A 19885-nucleotide genomic window follows, 5' to 3' on the forward strand; every position below is an offset into this window, starting at 1 on the left:
TGAAATAACAAAGCCGAAGAAAGCAAAAGGCCTGCTTCAATTAAATTGAAGCAGGCCTTTTTTGCTTTTCAAAAGTACCCCCTTTAGGGGGCGGAGGGGGCTTTACACCAGGTTAATTTCAACGTTGATGTTACCATAAGTTAATTTTGAATAAGGACATGTTTGATGCGCTTCTTCTACCAATGCTTTGGCAACTTCCACATCCAGACCTGGTAAGCTTACGTTTAAACGGGCCTGTAAAAAGTAAGCCCCGGTAGTAATACCCAAATCCACTTCGGCATCAATAGCCAGTTCGGCAGGGAGGGCAATCCTTTTTTTAGCAGCAGCAATGCCGATAGCGCCTTCAAAACAAGCCGACCAGCCTGCAGCAAATAGTTGTTCGGGATTGGTACCAGGTTTAGGAGTTCCGGGAGTTGAATGTTTGATATCCAACTGGCCATCGGTACTAACAGACGAACCACCATCACGACCACCTACGGTACGTACTTTACCGGTATATAATACTTTGTCGATTTTATTAGCTGAGATATCTTCGATAACCTTGATCTTATTGATAACTGAATCTTTAATAGTTTCCATTGTGTTATTTATTTAAATAATTTTTGTTTTTGTATGCTCAAAGATACCCTGATATCGGCCGCAGACCTATCACTAACTATGTGAACCGGACAAGCCATATCATGAACCGGACATTCTTAAAGCCGAAAATTCAATCCCCAAAATGAAATTATCAGTTTTTTGAAAGATGCTGTTTCAATTGACAACCCGCCAATTGAAACAGTAATATTACTTTGTAAATTAATTTAAAAAGTTAATTTTAATCATGCTAACCACCAATCATAAACCACTTAAAACACTGCTGCTCACGGCACTTATAGGCTTGCGATGCCTGCAAAGCAGTGCCCAAACCAAATCCGGCACAACCGAAATAACCAAATGGCAATACGGTAAAACCGGCGCCGTTTCCCTTACTTATGATGACGGCTCCATGAACCAGTTCAGAAAAGCCCTGCCCGTAATGGAACGCCTGAAAATGCCGGCTACCTTTTTTATCATTACCGGGTCCATACCCGGATCCAAATACCATGGGAGATTTATTGGCCGCCCGGTAAAGGAGATTATCAAAGAATCGGCTACGATACCTACCAATGATCAAAATTTTTTTGAGCGATGCTCGGCCGCAGGATATTTAGGTTATATGGGTACTATCGCCTCGCATACGCAGGCCGGAAGTTTGTACGATAGCGGTAAAAAGGAAAAAGCTTTTAAAGTGCTTGATGATATTTATGCCAAAGCCCGCAACGGCGAATTGAAATCGGGTTACGAACCTAACGACGAGTTTAAACAATCCATTGGCTCAACCTGGGATGATTTCAGGAAGGATGCTGCCAAAGGTTATGAGTTTGCCAGTCATTCCATTACCCATCCCAGCATGCCCGGACTTGACGAGCCCAACCTGCTTTGGGAACTGGAAAAAAGCAAGGCCGATATCCTGGCCCAGCTTGGCCCAAAACATACCTTTTCGGCAGAGTGCCCTTACGGTTTTGAAAACGACCGGGTAATGAGCTATGCCCTGAAAACCTATCCGGCCCTGCGCAACCGAATGCCCGAGCCCTGGCTAAAGGAAATTGATCGCGCCAGCAAACAAACACCGGGCTCAACAGATAAAGATTATATTCAATGGCAACGCGGGGCAACTACCAAAACTCCGCTGCCTGTGATGAAGCTTTGGGTTGATACCGCGCTTAACCATACCGATACCTGGCTGGTACTGGTTTTTCACGGGATTGATGGCATGGGCTACGAGGCCCTGCCCAGCACCTTGCTCGACGAATATTTTCAATACATCAAAAGCAAAAACGATAAGCTTTGGGTAGCCACCTTTGGCGATGTAACCCGGTACATGCGTGAGCGCGAACATGGCAAAGCTGTGGCCTCGGTGGTGGGCAGCAGTATTCAGGTTAAGGTAAGCCATAACCTCGACAGTAAAATGTATTATCTGCCGGTAACCCTAAAAACCTATGTATCATCTAACTGGACAAGCGCAATGGTTACCCAGGGCAAAAAAAGCAAAAAGGTAAATACCGCTAAAGATGGGCAAGGAACTTATGTGCTATATCAAGCGCAGCCGAACGAGGGGATGGTGACACTGAAAAAGGGATAATTACATTGGATCGTTATTTCGTGCTGAAATAGCCTTGTATAAATACGGCTTACTTCAGCACGAAATAGCAATTCCCTTTAGTTCAACTGCAAAGTTTGCGGGCCAAACTCTTCAAAATGGATCAACTGCTTGTCGATGCCTTTTTTCACCAGTTCACGGTAATGCAGTTCAATAAAACCCGCCGGGCCGCAAATGTAATATTCGGTATTGGGCTCAAATATGTTTTCGCCTAATTGATTAAGATCTACCCAGCCTTCATAAAAGTTGTCGGGCATTCCTTCCTCAACTTCGTTGTAGAAAATGTGCTTTTTAACTTCTTCGTTTTTGCCTTCCCATTGTTCAATAACTTCTTTAAAAGCATGCACATTTTTATCGCGGCAACCGTGCACCCATGTCTTTGGTCGTTTGCTGCCGCTTTTTATCAGACTTTCCATCATGCTCATTAAGGGGGTTTGGCCAACACCGCCGCTGATAAAAACTATCGGGTGGTCGCCATCGCCGTTTAATACGAAACCACCTGCCGGTGCGGATACCTCAATGATATCACCTTCATTAACAAAATTATGCAGACGATTGCTGATCATACCATCGGCAAGCAACTCAGTTCCTGCCTCGCGTTTAACCGAAATCCTGTAATACTCACCGTTTGGCGCGCTTGAAATGCTGTACTGTCGTGGCTGTAAAAGGTTAAGCTCAGGCAAAAACAAACGCAAGCTTAAAAACTGCCCCGGAGTAAAATCGGGCACTGCACCACCATGTGTTGGATAAAGGTAAAAGGAAGTGATCTCGGCAGATTCTTTTACTTTCTGTTTTACAACAAACGGCCTCCAGCCTGTCCAGCCGCCCTTTTTTGCAACCTGCCTGCTGTAAAGGTTTTGTTCATGGCCAGCCATGATGGCTGCCAGCTGATTGTAAGCCACTGTCCAGGCTTCCAGTAACTCAGGTGTGGCCGCGTTACCCAATACTTCACTTATAGATGCAATCAGGTGCCCGCCTACAATGGCATAATGCTCAGGTCTGATATCAAGACTTGTATGTTTTTGACCAATTCCATCAAGCACTGGCATCAACACACCCGGATTTTCAATATGCTCGGCATAGGCCAGTACAGCCATGGCCAGGGCGGTTTGTTGTTTGCTGTTTTGCTGGTTGCCCATGTTAAACACATTTTTAAGCTCAGGATTATGGGTAAACATCCGGTTGTAAAAATGAGTAGTTAACAATACTCCATGCTCTTTCAATACAGGCACAGTGGCCTTAACCAGCTCTTTTTGTTCTTTAGTAATCATCGTTTAACAGTATATATTTATAATTAATTGTGGCTGCAAGGGAGATCGCAATTCCCAGCCTTTTTCTTAACTCCCAGGGTTTATGGAATTACACGATAGTCCTGCCCGCCCCACCCTTCATATTAGCCAGCTTACTCTGAAACATTACCGCCATCAGGCCTGCCCTGTTCTTGGCATCATCAGCCATTGGCCCGGCAAAGTGCATATCAACCGTTTGGGTAAACAGCTCCAGCCAGCGGTTAAAATGATCATCACTAATAGGCAGCGGCGCATGTTTGGCAAAGGGATTGCCCCTAAAACCAGGGACGCCAAATAGGGCAGCATTCCAGAAAGCATACATTTTATCAAGGTGCGGTTGCCAGTCGTCTTTTATAACTTCGGCAAAAACGGGCCCCAATAATTCGTCGAGCCGTACCCTGGTGTAAAATTCATCAACCAGTATTTTAATCGATGTTATGTCTTCTATATCGTTCATCGGTTTGTTTATTTTGTTGAATACAAGTTATTTAGTAGCAACCATCACAATTATTATTCCATTGAGCAAAAAAAGCTTGCCCGTGTAAACCGGTCTAAGAATCGCGCGTAACGGCCCGTTTATTGTGCTTCAACTGGCTATTCGCGACAAGTTGCAGAACCCAGACTTACGAAGTTTTTGAAACTTCGTAAGTCTTCCGCTTTTTCATATCACCTCAAAGTCCACCGGATTTCTTTGGGGTATTAATTTGACTTTCATACAATATATTAATACCTTTTTATCCTTTAATTAACTATTTCAACATCCTCTTTTATTTAATTCATTAAAATGGGATGGTTTGACCGCGCTTTAAATCTTTCGGGCCGACGGTTTATTTTTTCAGCACTACTATTCCCAGGTTCAGATCTTCATTGAACTGGCCTATGGTGATAGATTCAAGCATGTTTTGCAGGCGGTTCCTTACGTCTAAAAAATCATGGTGCAAAGGGCATGGATTTTTTGATGAACACTCCTTTAACCCTAAACCGCAATCCCTGAATATGCCTCCGCCATCAACGGCTTCTATCACATCCGACAGCGGGCGGCCAAGGCTTCGTGCATCAAGATAAAAACCACCGTTAGGCCCTTTTACCGATTGGATGATACCTCTCCTACTTAAATCCTGGAGGATCTTGGCCAGGAAAGGCTCGGGCGAATCAATGTTTACGGCTATTTCCTTTATGCCTACCCTGCTGCCATCGGCGGTATGTTGGGCTATAAAAAATACTGCCCTTACCGCGTACTCACATGTTTTTGAAAATATCCCCATTGCTTTATAAAGCAAAAGTAGTTATTTCAACCAACAATAAAAGATATTTTTATCTTTTATTGTTTCCTTACTTAAATATGACTGTTTAAGCCATTAATTTTATCGCCTCCTGCCCGGTAGTGTTAAATTTACTTTGATGGCTAAGCGGCAGGCTAAAAGAAAATATAGTACCTCCGTCCTTCCCGCTTTCGGCCTTCACTGTACCGCCATGTTTTTGGATAATACTCTTCACAATATATAAACCCAGGCCCTTACTGTTTTTTTGCCGTACCGATTTTTGATTGCACTGGTAAAATTTCTGGAACAGCGCCTGGCTGTTTTCCTCATTAATACCTACCCCCTCGTCATGCACCGATACTTCAACCTCATTTTCGTTACAGTCTATATTAATGTTGATGTGTGAGCATGGCGGCGAAAACTTGGCAGCGTTGGTTAAATAATTGATCAGCACCTGGATGATCTTGTATTTATCTCCCCTAACCAAAATGCTATCGGCAGCAGGATATTTACAAAAGCGGTGGCCGGGATAAAGGATCCTCATTTCACCAAGCACTGTATCAACCAGGTCGTTAACATCAAACAGGCTATAATTGAGTTGCGCTGACCTGTCTTCGCCGGTTGAGGGTGATAAATATTCATCGATCAGTTTGGTCATTCCGTTAATATGCTGATCAATCATGTTCAGCAACCTTACCGGTTGTTTATTGATGCTGAATGCAAGATGGTTAATTAAAAACTGGGTATTGAGTTTTATAATAGTTAAAGGTGCGCGCAATTCGTGGTTCACAATAGCCATGCTCAGGCACTCTTCGTTAACTTTCTGGGTAACATCTTCAACGGTACCTATCATTTGTTCGGCAGTTCCCCACCTGCGTGAATATAAAACACCTGTAAGCCGGATCCATTTTTCGTTACCGGATGGAGTTACAATTTGCACTTGTTTTTCAAATTTGGTGCCATTAAAGCAGGAAACCTTAAACTCATGGATGAGCCCGCTCAATTGTCCGGGTTTAACCAGCCCCAAAAGTTCTTCAATATTTTCGTCATACCCTTTTGATAGTTCAAGCATTTTGCGCATCCGGGGGCAAAAGGATATCTTATTTGACCGGAGCTGGATTTTCCAGTTGCCTATATATGCTCCTCCTATGGTGTGTTCAGGCGTTACCCCTGCCCGGCTATCCATATTTCTGATTTCCCTGTTCATTTGGATATGTTTTTCTTAAATTTTATTTTGTTACTGATAGATTTAACCTGATCACACTATTAAATTTTGACCATAATCTTAATGACATCCCTTTAATGTATACCCTGTAGTCGCTCATCAATATGCCCTTCATGTCATGGTTCATTAACCGGATGGCATACACTAAACTGCAATCATTATTCTTTCTCGATGATTTGCAGTGATAAGTTTCCAATATCTCAAAGTCATCGGGCGAGATCAGCTCGTTGTATTGCAAACACCTGATATGCTCGTTCTCAATCACAAAATCGTGATTAAAGCCCCGCTCCTGCAGATCAATAATGAGGTTTATCAATTGTTCGTCATCATGGTGCATATTGTCATTAATTAAACAGGTGATACCATCAGTTCATTTTCAATAGTGTTTGTATTGATTTTGTAAAGCCATAAACGACCTTGCAAAGCCATGTAAAAAAGAAGGAGTAATACCTGTATTACAATTAGCGATACAGGTAAGCTTATTGCTAAATTGGCGATACTGCCCAGTAGCGGTAAAGTCATATCGGCCGCGATAAAACCTATGCCAATTTGCTTAAGCACAGGTTTACCCGGCATAAGCATAATAACCAGTAAAGCAAATTTCAATGAACATATACCATACAGCACGATTACGAAAAACCTGGCAGGCACCAGCGGTTCCATCAAACTTGTGTTAAGCTTGATAAATAAACCTGCTGCTATAAACATCAACACACTTGTAAAGAAGGCTACTGCCAAACAAATAAACTTTTTCATAGCATGAGGGCTTTACACGTTTATCGCACAATTAATTAATTAATTAATTAATTAATGCTTAATTATTAACTGTTATTTAACAATGTAAAGTTCGGGCTGGAGGTACCCGAAATCAATGTACTAATTATGGTTTCAGTAGTACAAATTACATATAGCCCAAGGCAATCGGGGCCTAATACTATATAGGATAATATTCATTTTCGATGTTCCCGAAATTCTTTTCGGCCCGGAAAACAAGGGTTATCACTACGCCTTCATTATTCTCCATTTTAAAATTCCCGCCAAGCTGTTTGCTCAGGGCCTTCATCATTTCCATACCTAATGACGAAGCCTCTTTAATGTCAAAACCCTGCGGCAGCCCGATTCCGTTATCAGCAATGCTCAACATGATATTATTATCATCAAATGTACCAAGCCTGATGTCTATATATCCGCGCCTGTGCGGAAAAGCATATTTAATAGCATTGGTAATAGCTTCATTGAGCATGAGGCCAACAGGTACAGCCTGGGCAACGTCCATTTTAACAGGTTCAATTTGTTGTTCAAACCTGATACCGCGGTCATGAGCGTCATAACAATCGGCAAGATAATTAACCAGTTCGCTGATGTAAACAGCTATATCAATATAGGCTACATTTGAGCTGCTGTATAATTTTTGATGGATCAGCGCAATAGCCTGTACCCGGTTCTGGCTTTCACGGATGGCGGCAAGCGCCGCATTATTTTTTAAAAATGCCGATTGGGTGTTAAGCAGGCTCATCACTATTTGCAGGTTATTTTTTACCCGGTGATGCACCTCTTTCAACAACCAGTCCTTTTCATCAAGCAGGCGATTTTTATCCGCAGTTAAATGCTGCAGTATTTGATTTTGCTCGCTGATCTCCTTCTGCTTTAACTGCAACTGTTTACCGCTCTGTTGCTTTTGCTGCAAGCTAACATAAGCAAGGCTCAAAATGATAAGCAGCGCCACAATGCCAACAATTATAAGATCCCATTTAATAAAAAGTAAACTACTTTCTGCCCGCAAAATATTGGGGGGGATATGATCATAATACTGTGCCGGCGAGTTCGTGGATATCAAAAGCAAAAAACCTGTAAGTATCAGCTTGCAATAAAACCGGGGTGAGCTTATATTGATATTCACTTGATATTATTTTTATTACCGGCCTAAACCAAAAATCCTGTTCACAATGCATGTTTATACACAAATAAACATGCCCTCAAATTCAACTTATAAAAATAATATGTTGCTTAAACCCGGCCGATGTATTAAATATGGATTTTGATGTATAAATTATGTATTGTTTCACCTGCTTACAACAAAAGCATATATTAACTTATATAATTAAGAATCAAAATATTAGATATCAGACTTACCCATTTTAAGCTTATTCATTTGTGAATGTAAATGACTAAGGCAGGCCCAAAATGCTGGCACCTCCTCTCCCGGTGGTCCTCCCCTATCGACGGCAAAAAAAGAAGCTTACTTATGCCTTTCCGGTACCTTTTGATAACCTGCTTCCTGTTAACATGCGATAATAATGCCACTTACATGGTTAGGCATATGAATATAACGTACGATATTTCGCTTCTCCATCAGGAATATCATGATATTTCGTTAAGAAGCGGCGCCCAGAAAAACCACAAATAACTGACTATCAGAAAAATAAAAACAACGGCACGAAATTAGAGTTGCGGCACATGTATTATAAGCTTTAAACTAAGCAATTATGAAACACGCTAATGATTTTTCGCTGCTACATTTTGAGAAAGCATCCTGTTGCCTTCCTTTTAAGATACATACTATTGAGTGGGTCAAAGAAAACGGCATTGATCTTCCCAACGATTATTTCATGCTGATATGGATAGTGGCCGGCAATGGTCACTACAGGCTCAATTTGCAAAAAGAAGCTGTTAATACCAATCAGTTGCTGCTGATAAAACCCGGACGCCTGCATGACCTTAAATTTAGCAGCGGCCTGCAAGGTTATGTAATATCTTTCACCGATTCGTTTTTAGACATAGAGGATTACGGCAGGGAACCTGTATACAGTCCCATTTATCAAATGTTTAACCAAACACAGATCATCACCATAAACAATGAGTTGGCTGATGACATGAATGATATCACCGAAATAATGATGAAAGAATACAGCAGGCATAACCTTTACCGTTCCGAAATATTAAAGCGTTACTTCAAGATCTTCCTGATTTATCTTTCACGCCAGCTTGACTCGACGGAACAGGCGCCAAAACAGTCACGAAATACCGCCATCCTGCAAAATTTCATGACCTTGCTCAATAAAAACTTCAGAGAGAATAAAATGGTTGCCGATTATGCCGACAGGCTATCGGTAACCCCCAATTATCTCAACGAAGTGGTAAAAAAACTAACAGGCCAGCCGGCCGGTTATCATATCAGGCAAAGGGTTGCCGCCGAGGCAAAACGGCAGGCCATACATCCTGATAGCTGTATGAAAAAAATAGCATACGACCTGGGCTTTTGCGACCTGGCCCATTTCAGTAAATTTTTTAAAAACGCTACCGGTATCAGCTTTTCTGATTTTAAGAAAAAGGGCACAATATTACAACCTGTTTTTTAACAGCACATCACAAACTCATTTAATTACACTGATAGCCAACCAATTAAACTCCATATTATGTCAGAATCAATACAACTAATCCCAGGCGATTCATTAATTACTGCAACGCCGCAAGAAGGCCGGGAGCTTGCTATTAAAATGGCCAGACTTATCATCAAAGTAACCCAGCCCGATGCAGAAATACGTGGCAGGCTAAGGGGTGTTTACGCGGAAGACGCCGCTATGCTGATAGCGGTAGGCCAAACCGTAGCAACCGAATTTGCTACAATAGCTGCAGCAAACAACTACTGGAGATAGCAGCATACTGCCCCTTCCCCTGTAAATTAATTACAACCATAGTTATACCCGGTAACACATGGTGAATACGCTGGTAATTATTAATTTATTGGGGAAGCGGGTCTTGACCACCTGCTACAGCTTTATCAAGTAGTACGTAAGTCAACATTTTTCAATCGCAATAAAATACTTGTAAACCAATCAAATTACCTGTGCTAATTAAACGTGCTTTGATTTGATTATGGTTTTTAAGTTTTGAATTACATTTCGTCGTATTTAAAATCAATACTCCAGCGATAGGTAGATATACCTGCCAGCATTAAGCTGGCTGCGCTATCGGCCCAAACCGAATAACTAAAGGGAGCCTTAACCCCTAAAAACAAAGTCATGCACAGGGCAAATGTAAATGTAAGTGCAAAACTTGCATAAGCAGCTGTCCTGATCTTAAAACCTACCATAAACATAATGGCTATGCAAACCTCACAAACCGTGGCTAAAAAGCCCATTACCCCAGCCGATGAGCGGTTTAGAAAAGGCATCAGCGTGTTGGTATAAACTACAAAATTATCCCAGCTGCCCCAGCTTACCGAATGTTGCCCTGCCGGCCCCAGGAACCCTAAACGATCGGCCACGGGTAGCAGGAAACCTATTGCTAAAGCAAAGCGGAAATAAAGCTGTGCTATTTGAAGTGTGTTTTTCATATTATGTACAAATTATGCATCTAAAATAACGCTTTAAAAGCCTGCTTTAGAAACACCTATACCATGTTTACACAAGTACGATAAAAGTGTCATCTTTTTGTTGAGAGATTAGCCGGTTAATATTTATCCAGAATTTCTACAGAATGTGAGGGTAGTATCGCACCTGTCTTATGCCTGCAATAAGTATAGTAAAAAGGGCTGCTGCCTACGTCACCTCGCTGATGGAAGAAAACCTCCCATCAACCATGTACTTTCATAACCTGAAACATACATTGGGCGTTGTTAACGCAGCAACAGAAATTGCAGCACACTGTAAATTAAAAAGGCAGGAACTAACCATTTTAACAATAGCCGCCTGGTTTCACGATACAGGTTACCTTTATCATTATAAGGGGCATGAAGACACCAGCATGATCATTGCCGGTACCTTTTTAATGCAGCACCACTATAATAACGATTTTATACAACAGGTATGGGATTGTATTGAAGCAACAAAAGTCCCGCAATCCCCAAAAAACCTTATCCAGCAAATTATTTGCGATGCCGATATGCACCATTTTGCATCTGTAAACTACCTGGATTTTGCCCATGATTTAAAACAGGAATGGGAAGTACATTTGGATAAGCAATACAGTGACAAAGAATGGCATAGCCTTAATTTAAGCCTTTTACAACAGCATCAATATTTTACGGAATACGGTAAAACGATATTGCAGGCCATGAAAGAGAAAAACATTGAACTGATGAAGTTTCAGGGTTAATGTTTCTTTATAGTTTCTTTTCGTACACGGCTTAAAGTTTCAGGTGTAATACCTAAGTAAGATGCGATCATTGCCTGTGGCACTTTCAACAACAGATCGGGATATCTCTGTACAAAATCAAGGTATTTTTGTTCAGCTGTAAAAGCAATAGCCGAATGGATACGGTTTTGGCTGGTAATGAAACTTTTGTTCAGGATGGCGTTCACCATATCATTAAAGGCAGGTATTTCACTGCAAAGTTTATCGAAATTGCTTTTGGTGATCAGCACCAGTTCGGTATCTTCAATAGCATCGATGTTATTTTTGCTCGGTTCACCTGTAAGCAGGCTGGCACGATCACCGGTCCACCAGTTTTCTTTGGCAAAGCTTACTATGTTTTCGCGGCCATTTTCATCAACACTGTAAAAACGTACAAGGCCTTTGGTTATAAAAGCGTTATACTTCCAAACATCGCCTTCCTGCAACAGGTATTGCTTTTTACGGAGCCTTTTGTAAATACAAACCGCTTCAATTTTAGCATAGTCGGCTTCGGCGAGTGTTGTTTTCTGGCTGATGTACTCTTTAAATAGCTCAAACATATAAGCGCAAATATCCCCTTTATCCGGGGATATTTGCGCTTGTTCGGGGTCATATTTTATAATTAGGTTATGCGGTATATTTGCTTAACCATTTGGTTTTGATTGCGGCGCGGGCATCAATAAATTCCTGGTCGGTACCTTGCGCAACAGCATCAAGCGGGTAACGCAGCGGTCGGGTGCCTTTTTCCATTTCAACCAGCCTCAATATACCATCGGCAATCGTTTGCGGGTCCATGTTGAACTCGGCCATTTTGCTGAAAAGCGCAGTGCCCATAGCGTTAAATTGCTGTGCTGAGGCTTCACCGTATTCGGTAACAACTTCCTGTTTATCGGCGTGGATACCTGCTTTGCTGCCGTTATTCATTTCGGTTGGATAAACACCGGGTTGAATGCTCACGTTTTCAATATTATAGGCAGCAAGTTCATCCTGTAAACCTTCGGTAATGCTTTCTACGCCGAATTTTGAGGCAAGATAAGGGATCATGAACGGCAAGGTATGGCCACTTGCACCCGATGTAATATTGATGATAAGGCCATTTTTAGCTTTACGCATCCCAGGCAGAACCGCAAAGATAGTGCGCAACGTTCCGTAAAAATTCACTTCAAACATCTGCCTGATCTGATCGAGTGAATAAGCTTCCAGCACGCCAAAGCCTGAAACTGCCGCATTGTTCACCAATACATCAATATGGCCGTATTTGGTTAATGTATATTCAAAAGCTGCTTTAACTGAAGCATCGTCAGTAATATCTACCTCAACTACTTCAACATTTGGCAGGGCCGAAAGCTCTTTAGCTACAGCTTTGTTTTTACCATTTATACCGCGCATACCTGCTATTACGGTATGGCCTGCATTTGCAAGGGTTATGGTGGTTAACTTACCAAAGCCAGTGCTTGTTCCGGTTATAAAAATTGTTTTTGACATTTTGTATCGTTCTTTTGTTGATACAAATCTACCGCAGCGCAATAACCTGTACATTGATATTTGATAAGAAGGAAATTGATATTTATCAAGAAAACCGGGATTTTGTAACGGTATCGTCATTGCGAGGCACGAAGCAATCGCGAACTGTACAAGGTCACCAGCTTAGCCGCTCTGCAAATCGGGGATTGCTTCGTACCTCGCAATGACGGGTGGTGAATGAGATTGCTTTGTATCTTATAATGACGTGATTGTAAGTTATTAATTATTAAAAGTGTTTTTTGGAGTGATTTTATAAATATGGGCGTTCCCGTTAGCTAAAGACAGTACCTATCCGCTCATACTGCACAAGGCATTATCCGTCGGCCGACGGACGGTATCCGCTCCTATCACTAACGTGGGCCCACGCGCCATCACTTAAATGTATTTTATACGTTTTGCTAAACAACTACTTACAAAAGCCTCTTACTTCGTTCCCGAAGGCACAGCCAAAGGTTGTCCATCTTTTAACGGCACACCAAAATTGGGTGTACCATCTTTATTCCAGGTAAATTTTTGCGCGCGCGGCGAACGTTTATTACCACAGCCTTCGTTTGGGTTTGAGTTGGCATGGTACAGGATCCAGTCTTCCCGGCCATCAGGCGATTTGAAGAATGAGTTATGGCCCGGCGCATAAACACTATTTTCCGGCGATTGCTTAAACACCGGCTGCTCCGTTTTTATCCATGACGCAGGGTTTAACAAATCGCTGTTTTTAGAAGCCGTAAGCATACCCAAAGCATAAAAATCTGTCCAGCAGCCGCTGGCAGAATAGATCAGGAACAGCTTTTTGCCACGCTTTAAGATCTCCGGACCTTCATTTACACTCACATGTGCCGGGTTGCCGGCATCATGCAAATCGCCGTTGGTTTCCCACTGATAAGCCGGACTTGATATTTTTACGCGTTCGCTGCCAATAGTTAAGGCATCTTTCATTTTGGCTATGTAAATGTTCTGCTGCCCGTTATGGTCTCCCTCCCAACCCGACCAGATCATATACCAGCTTCCGCTATTTTCAAATACTGAAGCATCAATAGCCCATTTATCGGTACTATCACTAATCTTTCCTTTAAACTCCCACGAACCTTCGGTAGGGTCGGTGGAGCTATTTTGCAGTACGTAAATGCGGTGATTATTGTTATCGCCATTATCGGCAGCAAAATATATATACCATTTGCCTTTTATAAAATGCAGTTCGGGTGCCCACAAATCTTTGGAATAAGCCGTACCGGCGGGCGGTGCCCAAACAGCTTTCTTAGGTGCAGTACCCAGCTTAGTAATATCTTTTGTTTTCCAGATAACAATATTGCCCCCTGTTGAATTGGTATAGTAGTAAAACCCATCTTTACAGATCACCCAGGGATCGGCGCCTGATGGCAGCAACGGATTAGTAAAAGTATTATCGCCGGTGCTTTGTGCAATGGCAGCTTTAGAAAATAAGAGCAGCAGCAAACAGGCATTAAACAATCTTTTCATAGGCTGAAAGGTTTTAGCTGGGTTTATAATGCGCTAAAAGTCTGCAAAAGATTTTACAAAAGCAACAAATGTTAAGAATACATTTATTACCAAAAATGGTCGGGTTATATTATGCTTTTACCGGTTGAGAGGAACTGCGGATAAAAACCTGGGTTGGCAATACAGTGGTTTCAAACTCGGTAACAGGCCGCTTGCTTTCAATTATACTGATCAACATTTCAGTTGCTTTTTTTCCCATTTCAAAACCGGGCTGGTAAACAGCACTCAACGGTGGGTTTAAAACTTCGGCTAATTGGGTGTTGGTGAAGCCGAGCAAAGCGATATCAGCAGGGATCCGGAAACCTAATTTATGCAGAAGGGATAAGGTGGTAGTGGTGATCCTGTCAGATGCTGTAAAAATAGCATCGGGCTTGTCATCGGCATAAAGTAACTCGCTTAATGCCTTTTCTATCTCGGCAAGGTCTTTACCACCATGCGGACAGTATTTGATCAGCTTTTCATCAGGTTGTATGCCATGTTTCTCAAGTGCCTGTTTATATCCCCGGAGCCGTTCGGCGGTGATGGATACGTTTACCGAACTGGTAATATGAGCTATTTTACGGTAGCCGGCCTCAATTAATTGGGTTGTAGCATTATATGCCCCGGCAAAATTATCGGCCACTACTTTATGCGTATCAATTTCATCGCTTACCCTATCAAAAAAAACAATCGGCAAACCTTTTTCATGCAGGTTTTTCAGGTGATCAATATTTTGGGTTTCGGTTGATAGAGAGATCAGCAAACCATCAATGGAGCGGAAAGTCAGGTGACGTACGTTTTGTATTTCCAGCTCGTACGACTCATGGGTTTGCGTAATGAACACATTATATCCCTTACTATGTGCTACAGATTCGATACCGTTAATTACCTGCGAAAAAAACTGGTTCTCGATGGTGGAAACCACAATGCCGATGGATTTGCTGTTGCCCCGTTTAAGGCTTTGGGCATTAAGGTTGGGCTGATAGTTGAGTCTTTTAGCACACTCCAATACAAGCGCCTTGGTTTTTTCACCAATTTCATGACTGTCTTTAAGGGCCTTGGAAACCGCTGAGGGTGAGATTCCTAACTCTTTAGCAATATCCTTTATGGTAACTCCGCCAAAATTCATTTCATCCCCTTGCTTATGATCCTAAAATTAACAATCCAATTGTATACAGGAAAGTAAACATAAGAAAAATAAGTCCTACACAACACAAAGATGTATTACACCATGTAACATTATGCTGACAGCCATGAAATTAAATTCATATATCTGCTATTTACTTCCCTCCCGGCGCGGGTGCATTGAGTGCCCTGTCCCAATCTCTAATTTTTTAAAAGCCCATCTATCTTCGTATTCCATTCTTGTTGGTAATATTGGTTTGTGCCATGACTGGTTTCATTATCGTACTGCTCTTGTAACTGGTTCATTTCACGGTACGAGTCAAGGTATTGTACATTAATATAACCGTCATAGTTATCAGCCGGAAGTTTCATATCCATAAGGGCCTGCTTAAAATGCCGGGCTACTATCGCTACTATATCAAAATGCCGCTGTTCATGATTTAGCGCGTAACTGTTACGGCCTTCCTGTTTTACCCAGGCGGCACTTTTAGGCAAAAACACACGCATGCTTATTCTCACCACAACTACCGACTTCACTACCTCCACCTTTTCGGTGTAACCGAAACTTGGCAGTACTTCGGCAACATATTTTCCGCTGCGGGGTTTTTCCTGGAAATCATTCCAGGTTAAGGGCCGATTTGCCGAATAGTAGATGGTATCGCCTTCCGGCTGCTCCGAATAATCGGTAAAGATTAACTTTACTCCCTTAGCCAGTTTGATGTTAGTGTCCACTTCACGGTTCATCCATCTATTAAAATACACCAGGCCGGCTTCAAGGGCCCGGCTCACCAGTATCCCGGTATCATACTGTTGCCCCGTGCTGCGATAGTACGTTGAGGCAGCCGGGTAGTCAATCAAATGCACATTACCTTCATCTCTTTTCAATTCAAACCATAACTGTATTTCCAGCCGGCCTTCTACCCTGCCGTCGGCCATCGCCGTTTCAGTAAGCTTTAACTTTTTGATGCGGATAGCCACCGGGCGTAATGTCTTATTAACAGGGATAGCATAATCAGCAAATTGCTTAACTGCAGTTGCTGTCCCCCCCTGTAAATCAACTTTATACTTTACTGCCGGCAAATTACCGGGGGCCGGCAATAACCAGGCAACAGCGCTCCGGTCTGGCCGTTCATCAACAACATTTGCAATATAAAATTCGTTCGATTTTTCATTTAACGGCCTGTTTGTTAAAACAATTTCGGCATTTGTTTTTTGTGCTTTTGAATTTAACGGACAAAACACCAACATGTACAAAATCACCCGCAGCCACAATCTCCCTCTGTTAAGAACGCTATGCATAATTGGTAAAAATAATGGATGGGGCACATTGCCCCCTGGGTATTATAATGCTCAAAATACAAATAAATTGCACTGTTTAGCGTGTAATTATTACTTTTGATTGTCCATAGCCGGTACCACGGCAGTACTCAACAATTTTAAAGTTTTCCACATGGATATTATCTTAAGTATTACCTTCGTTAAAAGAAGTGTTATCCACAATTGTTAATTTCTAATGTGAAAAGCCTCTTTTTGGTTTAGCTATTTTCGCACTATCGTTAGTATGCGCTTTATGATCAAAACAAGATACATCACCCTGCTCATTCCCGTATTTTTATTTTCAGCTGCACGAGCCCAGCAAAACCCTTCTACTCAAATCTACCGCACATATCACGCGGCTATTGATTTGATGGACAAAGGAAAATTTGCTTCGGCGGCCGAACAATTCCGCCTGGTTGAAGCTTACAAAATTAAAACAAGCACACAGCCGCAGTTTGAAACCGAGCTATCACTCACTAAAGAAAACTGCCAGTATTATGAAGCATTCTGCGCCCTTAACCTGGGTAATGATGATGCCGAAAGCATGTTTCTCCGTTTTATAAAAGAACACCCCGAAAACCCGCTTACCAAACAGGCTTTTTTCCAGATCGGCAAATCGTATTTTAAGCAAGGTAAATATGAAGACGCCATCCGCTGGTTTAACAAAGTTGAGGCAGGTGAGCTTAACGGGCATGACAATACCGAGTATAAATTCCGTAAAGGTTATGCCTACTTTTCGTTAAAGGATTACAAAAATGCCCAGCTGCTTTTTGGCGAGGTTAAAAATAAACGTTCGGAGTTTACCGAGGATGCTACTTATTACTTTGCGTATATAGCCTACTTAAACAAGGACTATCACCTTGCACTGGTAAACTTTGAAAAGCTTAAAAATTCGAAGAAATACGAAAACAGCTATCCTTACTACATCTCGGCAGTTTACTTTTTAGATAAGCGCTATGATGATGTGATCAATTACGCCGTGCCTATTGTAAACAGCACCCATCAGCAAAACGAAACTGAAATGCTGCGCATCATCGCCGCATCATATTTTGCCAAAGCCGATTATGACAACGCGGTTAAATACTACGGCCGTTTTGAAGACCGCGACCAGGGCCGTACCCAAAACACGCAGGACAGCTACCAGATGGGTTATACCTATTATAAGGTAGGCAACTACGCCAAAGCTGCCAGCGAACTGGAAAAATTGGTTGAGCAACATGATGTTTACAGCCAAAGCGGTAACTATACCCTGGGCGATGTGTTCCTGAAAATGAACAACAAACAAAGCGCCCGTAATGCGTTCCTCAACGCCTCCAAGCTTGATTATGATAAGCAATTACAGGAAGATGCTCTTTACGAGTACGCCAAACTATCATACGAGCTTGACTTTAACCTGCAGGCTTTAGGGGCTACAAGGTTATACTTAGCTAACTATCCGCGCTCGAAACGTATTGATGAAGTGAAGGTATTGTTAGGCGAGGAATTACTGAACTCACGCAGCTATAAAGAAGCGGTTGAGATCCTGGAGCCAATCCCCAACAAAACCCAGAGTGCCCGTTTGGCTTATCAAAAAGTTACTTATTACCGCGGTTTGGAGTTTTATAATGAGCGTGCTTTTGAAAACGCCATCGGCATTTTTCTGCGCTCGCTAAAAGATCCGGTTGATAGTAAAACCGAAGCTTTAACCACCTATTGGATGGCAGAGGCCATGTTCGAGGTTCGTAAATATGGTGAATCGGTAGAGAATTTTGAAAAGTTCCTGGGCATGCCTGAGGCTAAGGAAACCGATGTAGCGAACTATGCCAACTATGCATTAGCTTATGCAGCCTTTGGCGATGAGCAGTATAAAAAAGCCGCCACTTACTTTGAGAAGTTTTTACAGGGAGATGTAAAAGACGTAAATACCCAAAACGATGCAATAACCCGCCTGGCCGACAGCTATTTTGTACTGAAAAGCTATGGTAGTGCCATGACCTATTATAACCGCATTATAGCCATGCACAATCAGGGCGAAGATTATGCCTTGTTTCAACGTGGTATGATCCAGGGCTTACAGGGTTCGTTAGATACCAAGATCAGTACCCTGAATGATGTGCTGAACAAGTTCCCTAACTCTGATTACGCCGATGATGCATCTTTTGAGATAGCTTATACCTATTTCCTGAAAACAGACGGCGATAAAGCTAAAAGCGATCTGAATGCGATGATCCAGAAATATCCACGCAGCAGCTACGTACCGCGCGCGCTGGTTACCATTGGTTTGATTGATTACAATGCAGGCAATGATGACCTTGCTGTTGAGTCATTTAAAAAAGTGGTGCAGGATTATTCATCAACCGATGAGGCCAAACAGGCTTTAAAACAGATCGAGAAAATTTATACCGATAAAGGTGATGCCCAAACATTCATTAACTATGCGGGTACTACACCTATCGGTAACTATACCACCTCCGACCAGGAAAGCATCATGATAACCGCTGCCAACAACCTTTACCTTAAAGGCGACTGGCAGGGCACTGTAAGCGCAGTGAACGCTTATTTTGATAAGTTCCCGGGCAAGCAGATCTACGAAAAACAAGCCCGCTTTATCCGTGCACAGGGATTGGCTAATTTAGGTCGTACAGAAGAAGCTGTTGTTGATTACAATGTGATCCTGAACGACTGGACCAGCGCCTACAGCGAAAAAGCATTGATAAGCATGGCTAAATTATACATGCAGCAAAAGAAATATAACGAAGCTGTAGTGTTCCTGAAAAGGCTCGAAACCAACTCAGAATATAAAGCTGATTATACCTTCGCTATCACTAACCTGATGTACTGTTATTCGGAGATGCAAATGACCGACGACGCCATCAAGTACGCCGAACTGGTTAAAACCAATGATAAAACATCGCAGGAAGACAAGTTTAAAACCGGCTTGTACGAGGGCAAGGCTTATCTTTCAACCGGTGATACTACCCTGGCCATTAAACAGTTCACCTATACTGCAACTAATACCAAAACCGTTGCCGCTGCTGAAGCCCGTTATAATCTTGCACTTATTGAGTATGAAAAAGGCCGTTATAAAACATCACAAAAAATGTGTTTTGACCTGGCCAAGGAAATGCCAAACTATGATTACTGGGTAGCCAAAACATACATTTTGTTATCTGATACCTATGTAGGCTTGAAAGATACCTTCCAGGCAAAAGCAACCCTGCAAAGTATCATTGATAACTATAAAGCCGATGACGACATATTACCTACTGCTAAAGAGAAGCTGGATAAACTGAGCGGCCGTAAAACCAAAGCCCCTGCCGCAGGCACCAAAGAAACTGCCCAGCCCGATACAACTAACAAACAGTAACAAAGAGTA

General features: G+C 42.2%; 19 protein-coding genes. 5 read left to right on the forward strand and 14 right to left on the reverse strand.

What is annotated here, in order from left to right; translation table 11 throughout:
• Nucleotides 1–102: 102 nt before the first annotated feature.
• A complete protein-coding gene (locus SNE26_RS14830; RefSeq protein WP_321554716.1) occupies nt 103–579 on the reverse strand; it encodes an organic hydroperoxide resistance protein in 477 nt (158 codons plus the stop codon).
• A gap of 244 nt (nt 580–823) precedes the next feature.
• On the opposite strand from SNE26_RS14830, the gene SNE26_RS14835 reads away from it, so the two are divergent.
• Nucleotides 824–2164, forward strand: a complete 1341-nt coding sequence (locus SNE26_RS14835; protein ID WP_321554717.1) for a polysaccharide deacetylase family protein — start codon at nt 824–826, stop codon at nt 2162–2164.
• Nucleotides 2165–2241: 77 nt separating this feature from the next.
• Here the strand turns inward: SNE26_RS14835 and hmpA are convergent, their stop codons facing one another.
• From hmpA to SNE26_RS14870, 7 genes are all read right to left on the reverse strand, one after another.
• Nucleotides 2242–3453, reverse strand: a complete 1212-nt coding sequence (hmpA, locus tag SNE26_RS14840) for an NO-inducible flavohemoprotein (RefSeq protein ID WP_321554718.1) — start codon at nt 3451–3453, stop codon at nt 2242–2244.
• Nucleotides 3454–3541: 88 nt separating this feature from the next.
• Complete coding sequence (locus SNE26_RS14845; RefSeq protein ID WP_321554719.1) at nt 3542–3928, reverse strand: group III truncated hemoglobin; 387 nt, start codon at nt 3926–3928, stop codon at nt 3542–3544.
• Between the two features lie 370 nt (nt 3929–4298).
• Nucleotides 4299–4736, reverse strand: a complete 438-nt coding sequence (locus SNE26_RS14850; protein WP_321554720.1) for an Rrf2 family transcriptional regulator — start codon at nt 4734–4736, stop codon at nt 4299–4301.
• Nucleotides 4737–4821: 85 nt separating this feature from the next.
• Nucleotides 4822–5940 (reverse strand): ATP-binding protein, encoded by a 1119-nt coding sequence (locus SNE26_RS14855; RefSeq protein ID WP_321554721.1) that lies wholly within the window; start codon nt 5938–5940, stop codon nt 4822–4824.
• 22 nt (nt 5941–5962) lie between these two features.
• Nucleotides 5963–6295 carry a hypothetical protein gene (locus tag SNE26_RS14860; protein ID WP_321554722.1) on the reverse strand — a complete coding sequence of 111 codons (333 nt, stop codon included), beginning with the start codon at nt 6293–6295 and terminating at the stop codon, nt 5963–5965.
• 11 nt (nt 6296–6306) lie between these two features.
• A complete protein-coding gene (locus SNE26_RS14865; protein ID WP_321554723.1) occupies nt 6307–6714 on the reverse strand; it encodes a hypothetical protein in 408 nt (135 codons plus the stop codon).
• A 178-nt stretch (nt 6715–6892) separates the two neighbouring features.
• Nucleotides 6893–7858 carry a sensor histidine kinase gene (locus tag SNE26_RS14870; RefSeq protein ID WP_321554724.1) on the reverse strand — a complete coding sequence of 322 codons (966 nt, stop codon included), beginning with the start codon at nt 7856–7858 and terminating at the stop codon, nt 6893–6895.
• Between the two features lie 586 nt (nt 7859–8444).
• On the opposite strand from SNE26_RS14870, the gene SNE26_RS14875 reads away from it, so the two are divergent.
• Together SNE26_RS14875 and SNE26_RS14880 are read left to right on the forward strand one after the other, a co-directional pair.
• Nucleotides 8445–9317, forward strand: a complete 873-nt coding sequence (locus SNE26_RS14875) for a helix-turn-helix transcriptional regulator (protein WP_321554725.1) — start codon at nt 8445–8447, stop codon at nt 9315–9317.
• A gap of 57 nt (nt 9318–9374) precedes the next feature.
• On the forward strand, nt 9375–9614 hold the full coding sequence (locus SNE26_RS14880) for a hexameric tyrosine-coordinated heme protein (protein WP_321554726.1): 240 nt from the start codon (nt 9375–9377) through the stop codon (nt 9612–9614).
• Between the two features lie 239 nt (nt 9615–9853).
• Here SNE26_RS14880 and SNE26_RS14885 read toward each other — a convergent pair whose 3' ends face one another.
• A complete protein-coding gene (locus SNE26_RS14885; RefSeq protein WP_321554727.1) occupies nt 9854–10294 on the reverse strand; it encodes a DoxX family protein in 441 nt (146 codons plus the stop codon).
• A gap of 170 nt (nt 10295–10464) precedes the next feature.
• Here SNE26_RS14885 and SNE26_RS14890 point away from each other — a divergent pair, with 170 nt between their 5' ends.
• On the forward strand, nt 10465–11055 hold the full coding sequence (locus SNE26_RS14890) for a hypothetical protein (RefSeq protein WP_321554728.1): 591 nt from the start codon (nt 10465–10467) through the stop codon (nt 11053–11055).
• Here SNE26_RS14890 and SNE26_RS14895 read toward each other — a convergent pair.
• From SNE26_RS14895 to SNE26_RS14915, 5 genes are all read right to left on the reverse strand, one after another.
• The gene (locus SNE26_RS14895; protein WP_321554729.1) at nt 11052–11633 is read right to left on the reverse strand and encodes a Crp/Fnr family transcriptional regulator; all 582 of its coding nucleotides are present in this window, start codon (nt 11631–11633) and stop codon (nt 11052–11054) included. The genes SNE26_RS14890 and SNE26_RS14895 overlap by 4 nt on opposite strands.
• A 67-nt stretch (nt 11634–11700) precedes the next feature.
• Complete coding sequence (locus tag SNE26_RS14900; RefSeq protein ID WP_321554730.1) at nt 11701–12558, reverse strand: SDR family oxidoreductase; 858 nt, start codon at nt 12556–12558, stop codon at nt 11701–11703.
• Between the two features lie 462 nt (nt 12559–13020).
• Nucleotides 13021–14070 (reverse strand): glycoside hydrolase family 43 protein, encoded by a 1050-nt coding sequence (locus SNE26_RS14905; RefSeq protein ID WP_321554731.1) that lies wholly within the window; start codon nt 14068–14070, stop codon nt 13021–13023.
• Between the two features lie 109 nt (nt 14071–14179).
• Nucleotides 14180–15217 (reverse strand): LacI family DNA-binding transcriptional regulator, encoded by a 1038-nt coding sequence (locus tag SNE26_RS14910; protein WP_321554732.1) that lies wholly within the window; start codon nt 15215–15217, stop codon nt 14180–14182.
• 197 nt (nt 15218–15414) lie between these two features.
• Nucleotides 15415–16512 carry a hypothetical protein gene (locus tag SNE26_RS14915; RefSeq protein ID WP_321554733.1) on the reverse strand — a complete coding sequence of 366 codons (1098 nt, stop codon included), beginning with the start codon at nt 16510–16512 and terminating at the stop codon, nt 15415–15417.
• 271 nt (nt 16513–16783) lie between these two features.
• On the opposite strand from SNE26_RS14915, the gene SNE26_RS14920 reads away from it, so the two are divergent.
• On the forward strand, nt 16784–19876 hold the full coding sequence (locus SNE26_RS14920) for a tetratricopeptide repeat protein (RefSeq protein ID WP_321554734.1): 3093 nt from the start codon (nt 16784–16786) through the stop codon (nt 19874–19876).
• Nucleotides 19877–19885 lie beyond the last annotated feature (9 nt).

The sequence above is a fragment of the Mucilaginibacter sp. cycad4 genome (assembly GCF_034263275.1).
Lineage (GTDB): Bacteria > Bacteroidota > Bacteroidia > Sphingobacteriales > Sphingobacteriaceae > Mucilaginibacter.

Bases quoted from the DNA above. Each gene is read 5' to 3' on its own strand.
- SNE26_RS14830 (WP_321554716.1), bottom strand. From the start codon at position 579: ATGGAAACTATTAAAGATTCAGTTATCAATAAGATCAAGGTTATCGAA.
- SNE26_RS14835 (WP_321554717.1), top strand. From the start codon at position 824: ATGCTAACCACCAATCATAAACCACTTAAAACACTGCTGCTCACGGCA.
- hmpA (WP_321554718.1), bottom strand. From the start codon at position 3,453: ATGATTACTAAAGAACAAAAAGAGCTGGTTAAGGCCACTGTGCCTGTA.
- SNE26_RS14845 (WP_321554719.1), bottom strand. From the start codon at position 3,928: ATGAACGATATAGAAGACATAACATCGATTAAAATACTGGTTGATGAA.
- SNE26_RS14850 (WP_321554720.1), bottom strand. From the start codon at position 4,736: ATGGGGATATTTTCAAAAACATGTGAGTACGCGGTAAGGGCAGTATTT.
- SNE26_RS14855 (WP_321554721.1), bottom strand. From the start codon at position 5,940: ATGAACAGGGAAATCAGAAATATGGATAGCCGGGCAGGGGTAACGCCT.
- SNE26_RS14860 (WP_321554722.1), bottom strand. From the start codon at position 6,295: ATGCACCATGATGACGAACAATTGATAAACCTCATTATTGATCTGCAG.
- SNE26_RS14865 (WP_321554723.1), bottom strand. From the start codon at position 6,714: ATGAAAAAGTTTATTTGTTTGGCAGTAGCCTTCTTTACAAGTGTGTTG.
- SNE26_RS14875 (WP_321554725.1), top strand. From the start codon at position 8,445: ATGAAACACGCTAATGATTTTTCGCTGCTACATTTTGAGAAAGCATCC.
- SNE26_RS14880 (WP_321554726.1), top strand. From the start codon at position 9,375: ATGTCAGAATCAATACAACTAATCCCAGGCGATTCATTAATTACTGCA.
- SNE26_RS14885 (WP_321554727.1), bottom strand. From the start codon at position 10,294: ATGAAAAACACACTTCAAATAGCACAGCTTTATTTCCGCTTTGCTTTA.
- SNE26_RS14890 (WP_321554728.1), top strand. From the start codon at position 10,465: ATGCCTGCAATAAGTATAGTAAAAAGGGCTGCTGCCTACGTCACCTCG.
- SNE26_RS14895 (WP_321554729.1), bottom strand. From the start codon at position 11,633: ATGTTTGAGCTATTTAAAGAGTACATCAGCCAGAAAACAACACTCGCC.
- SNE26_RS14900 (WP_321554730.1), bottom strand. From the start codon at position 12,558: ATGTCAAAAACAATTTTTATAACCGGAACAAGCACTGGCTTTGGTAAG.
- SNE26_RS14905 (WP_321554731.1), bottom strand. From the start codon at position 14,070: ATGAAAAGATTGTTTAATGCCTGTTTGCTGCTGCTCTTATTTTCTAAA.
- SNE26_RS14910 (WP_321554732.1), bottom strand. From the start codon at position 15,217: ATGAATTTTGGCGGAGTTACCATAAAGGATATTGCTAAAGAGTTAGGA.
- SNE26_RS14915 (WP_321554733.1), bottom strand. From the start codon at position 16,512: ATGCATAGCGTTCTTAACAGAGGGAGATTGTGGCTGCGGGTGATTTTG.
- SNE26_RS14920 (WP_321554734.1), top strand. From the start codon at position 16,784: ATGATCAAAACAAGATACATCACCCTGCTCATTCCCGTATTTTTATTT.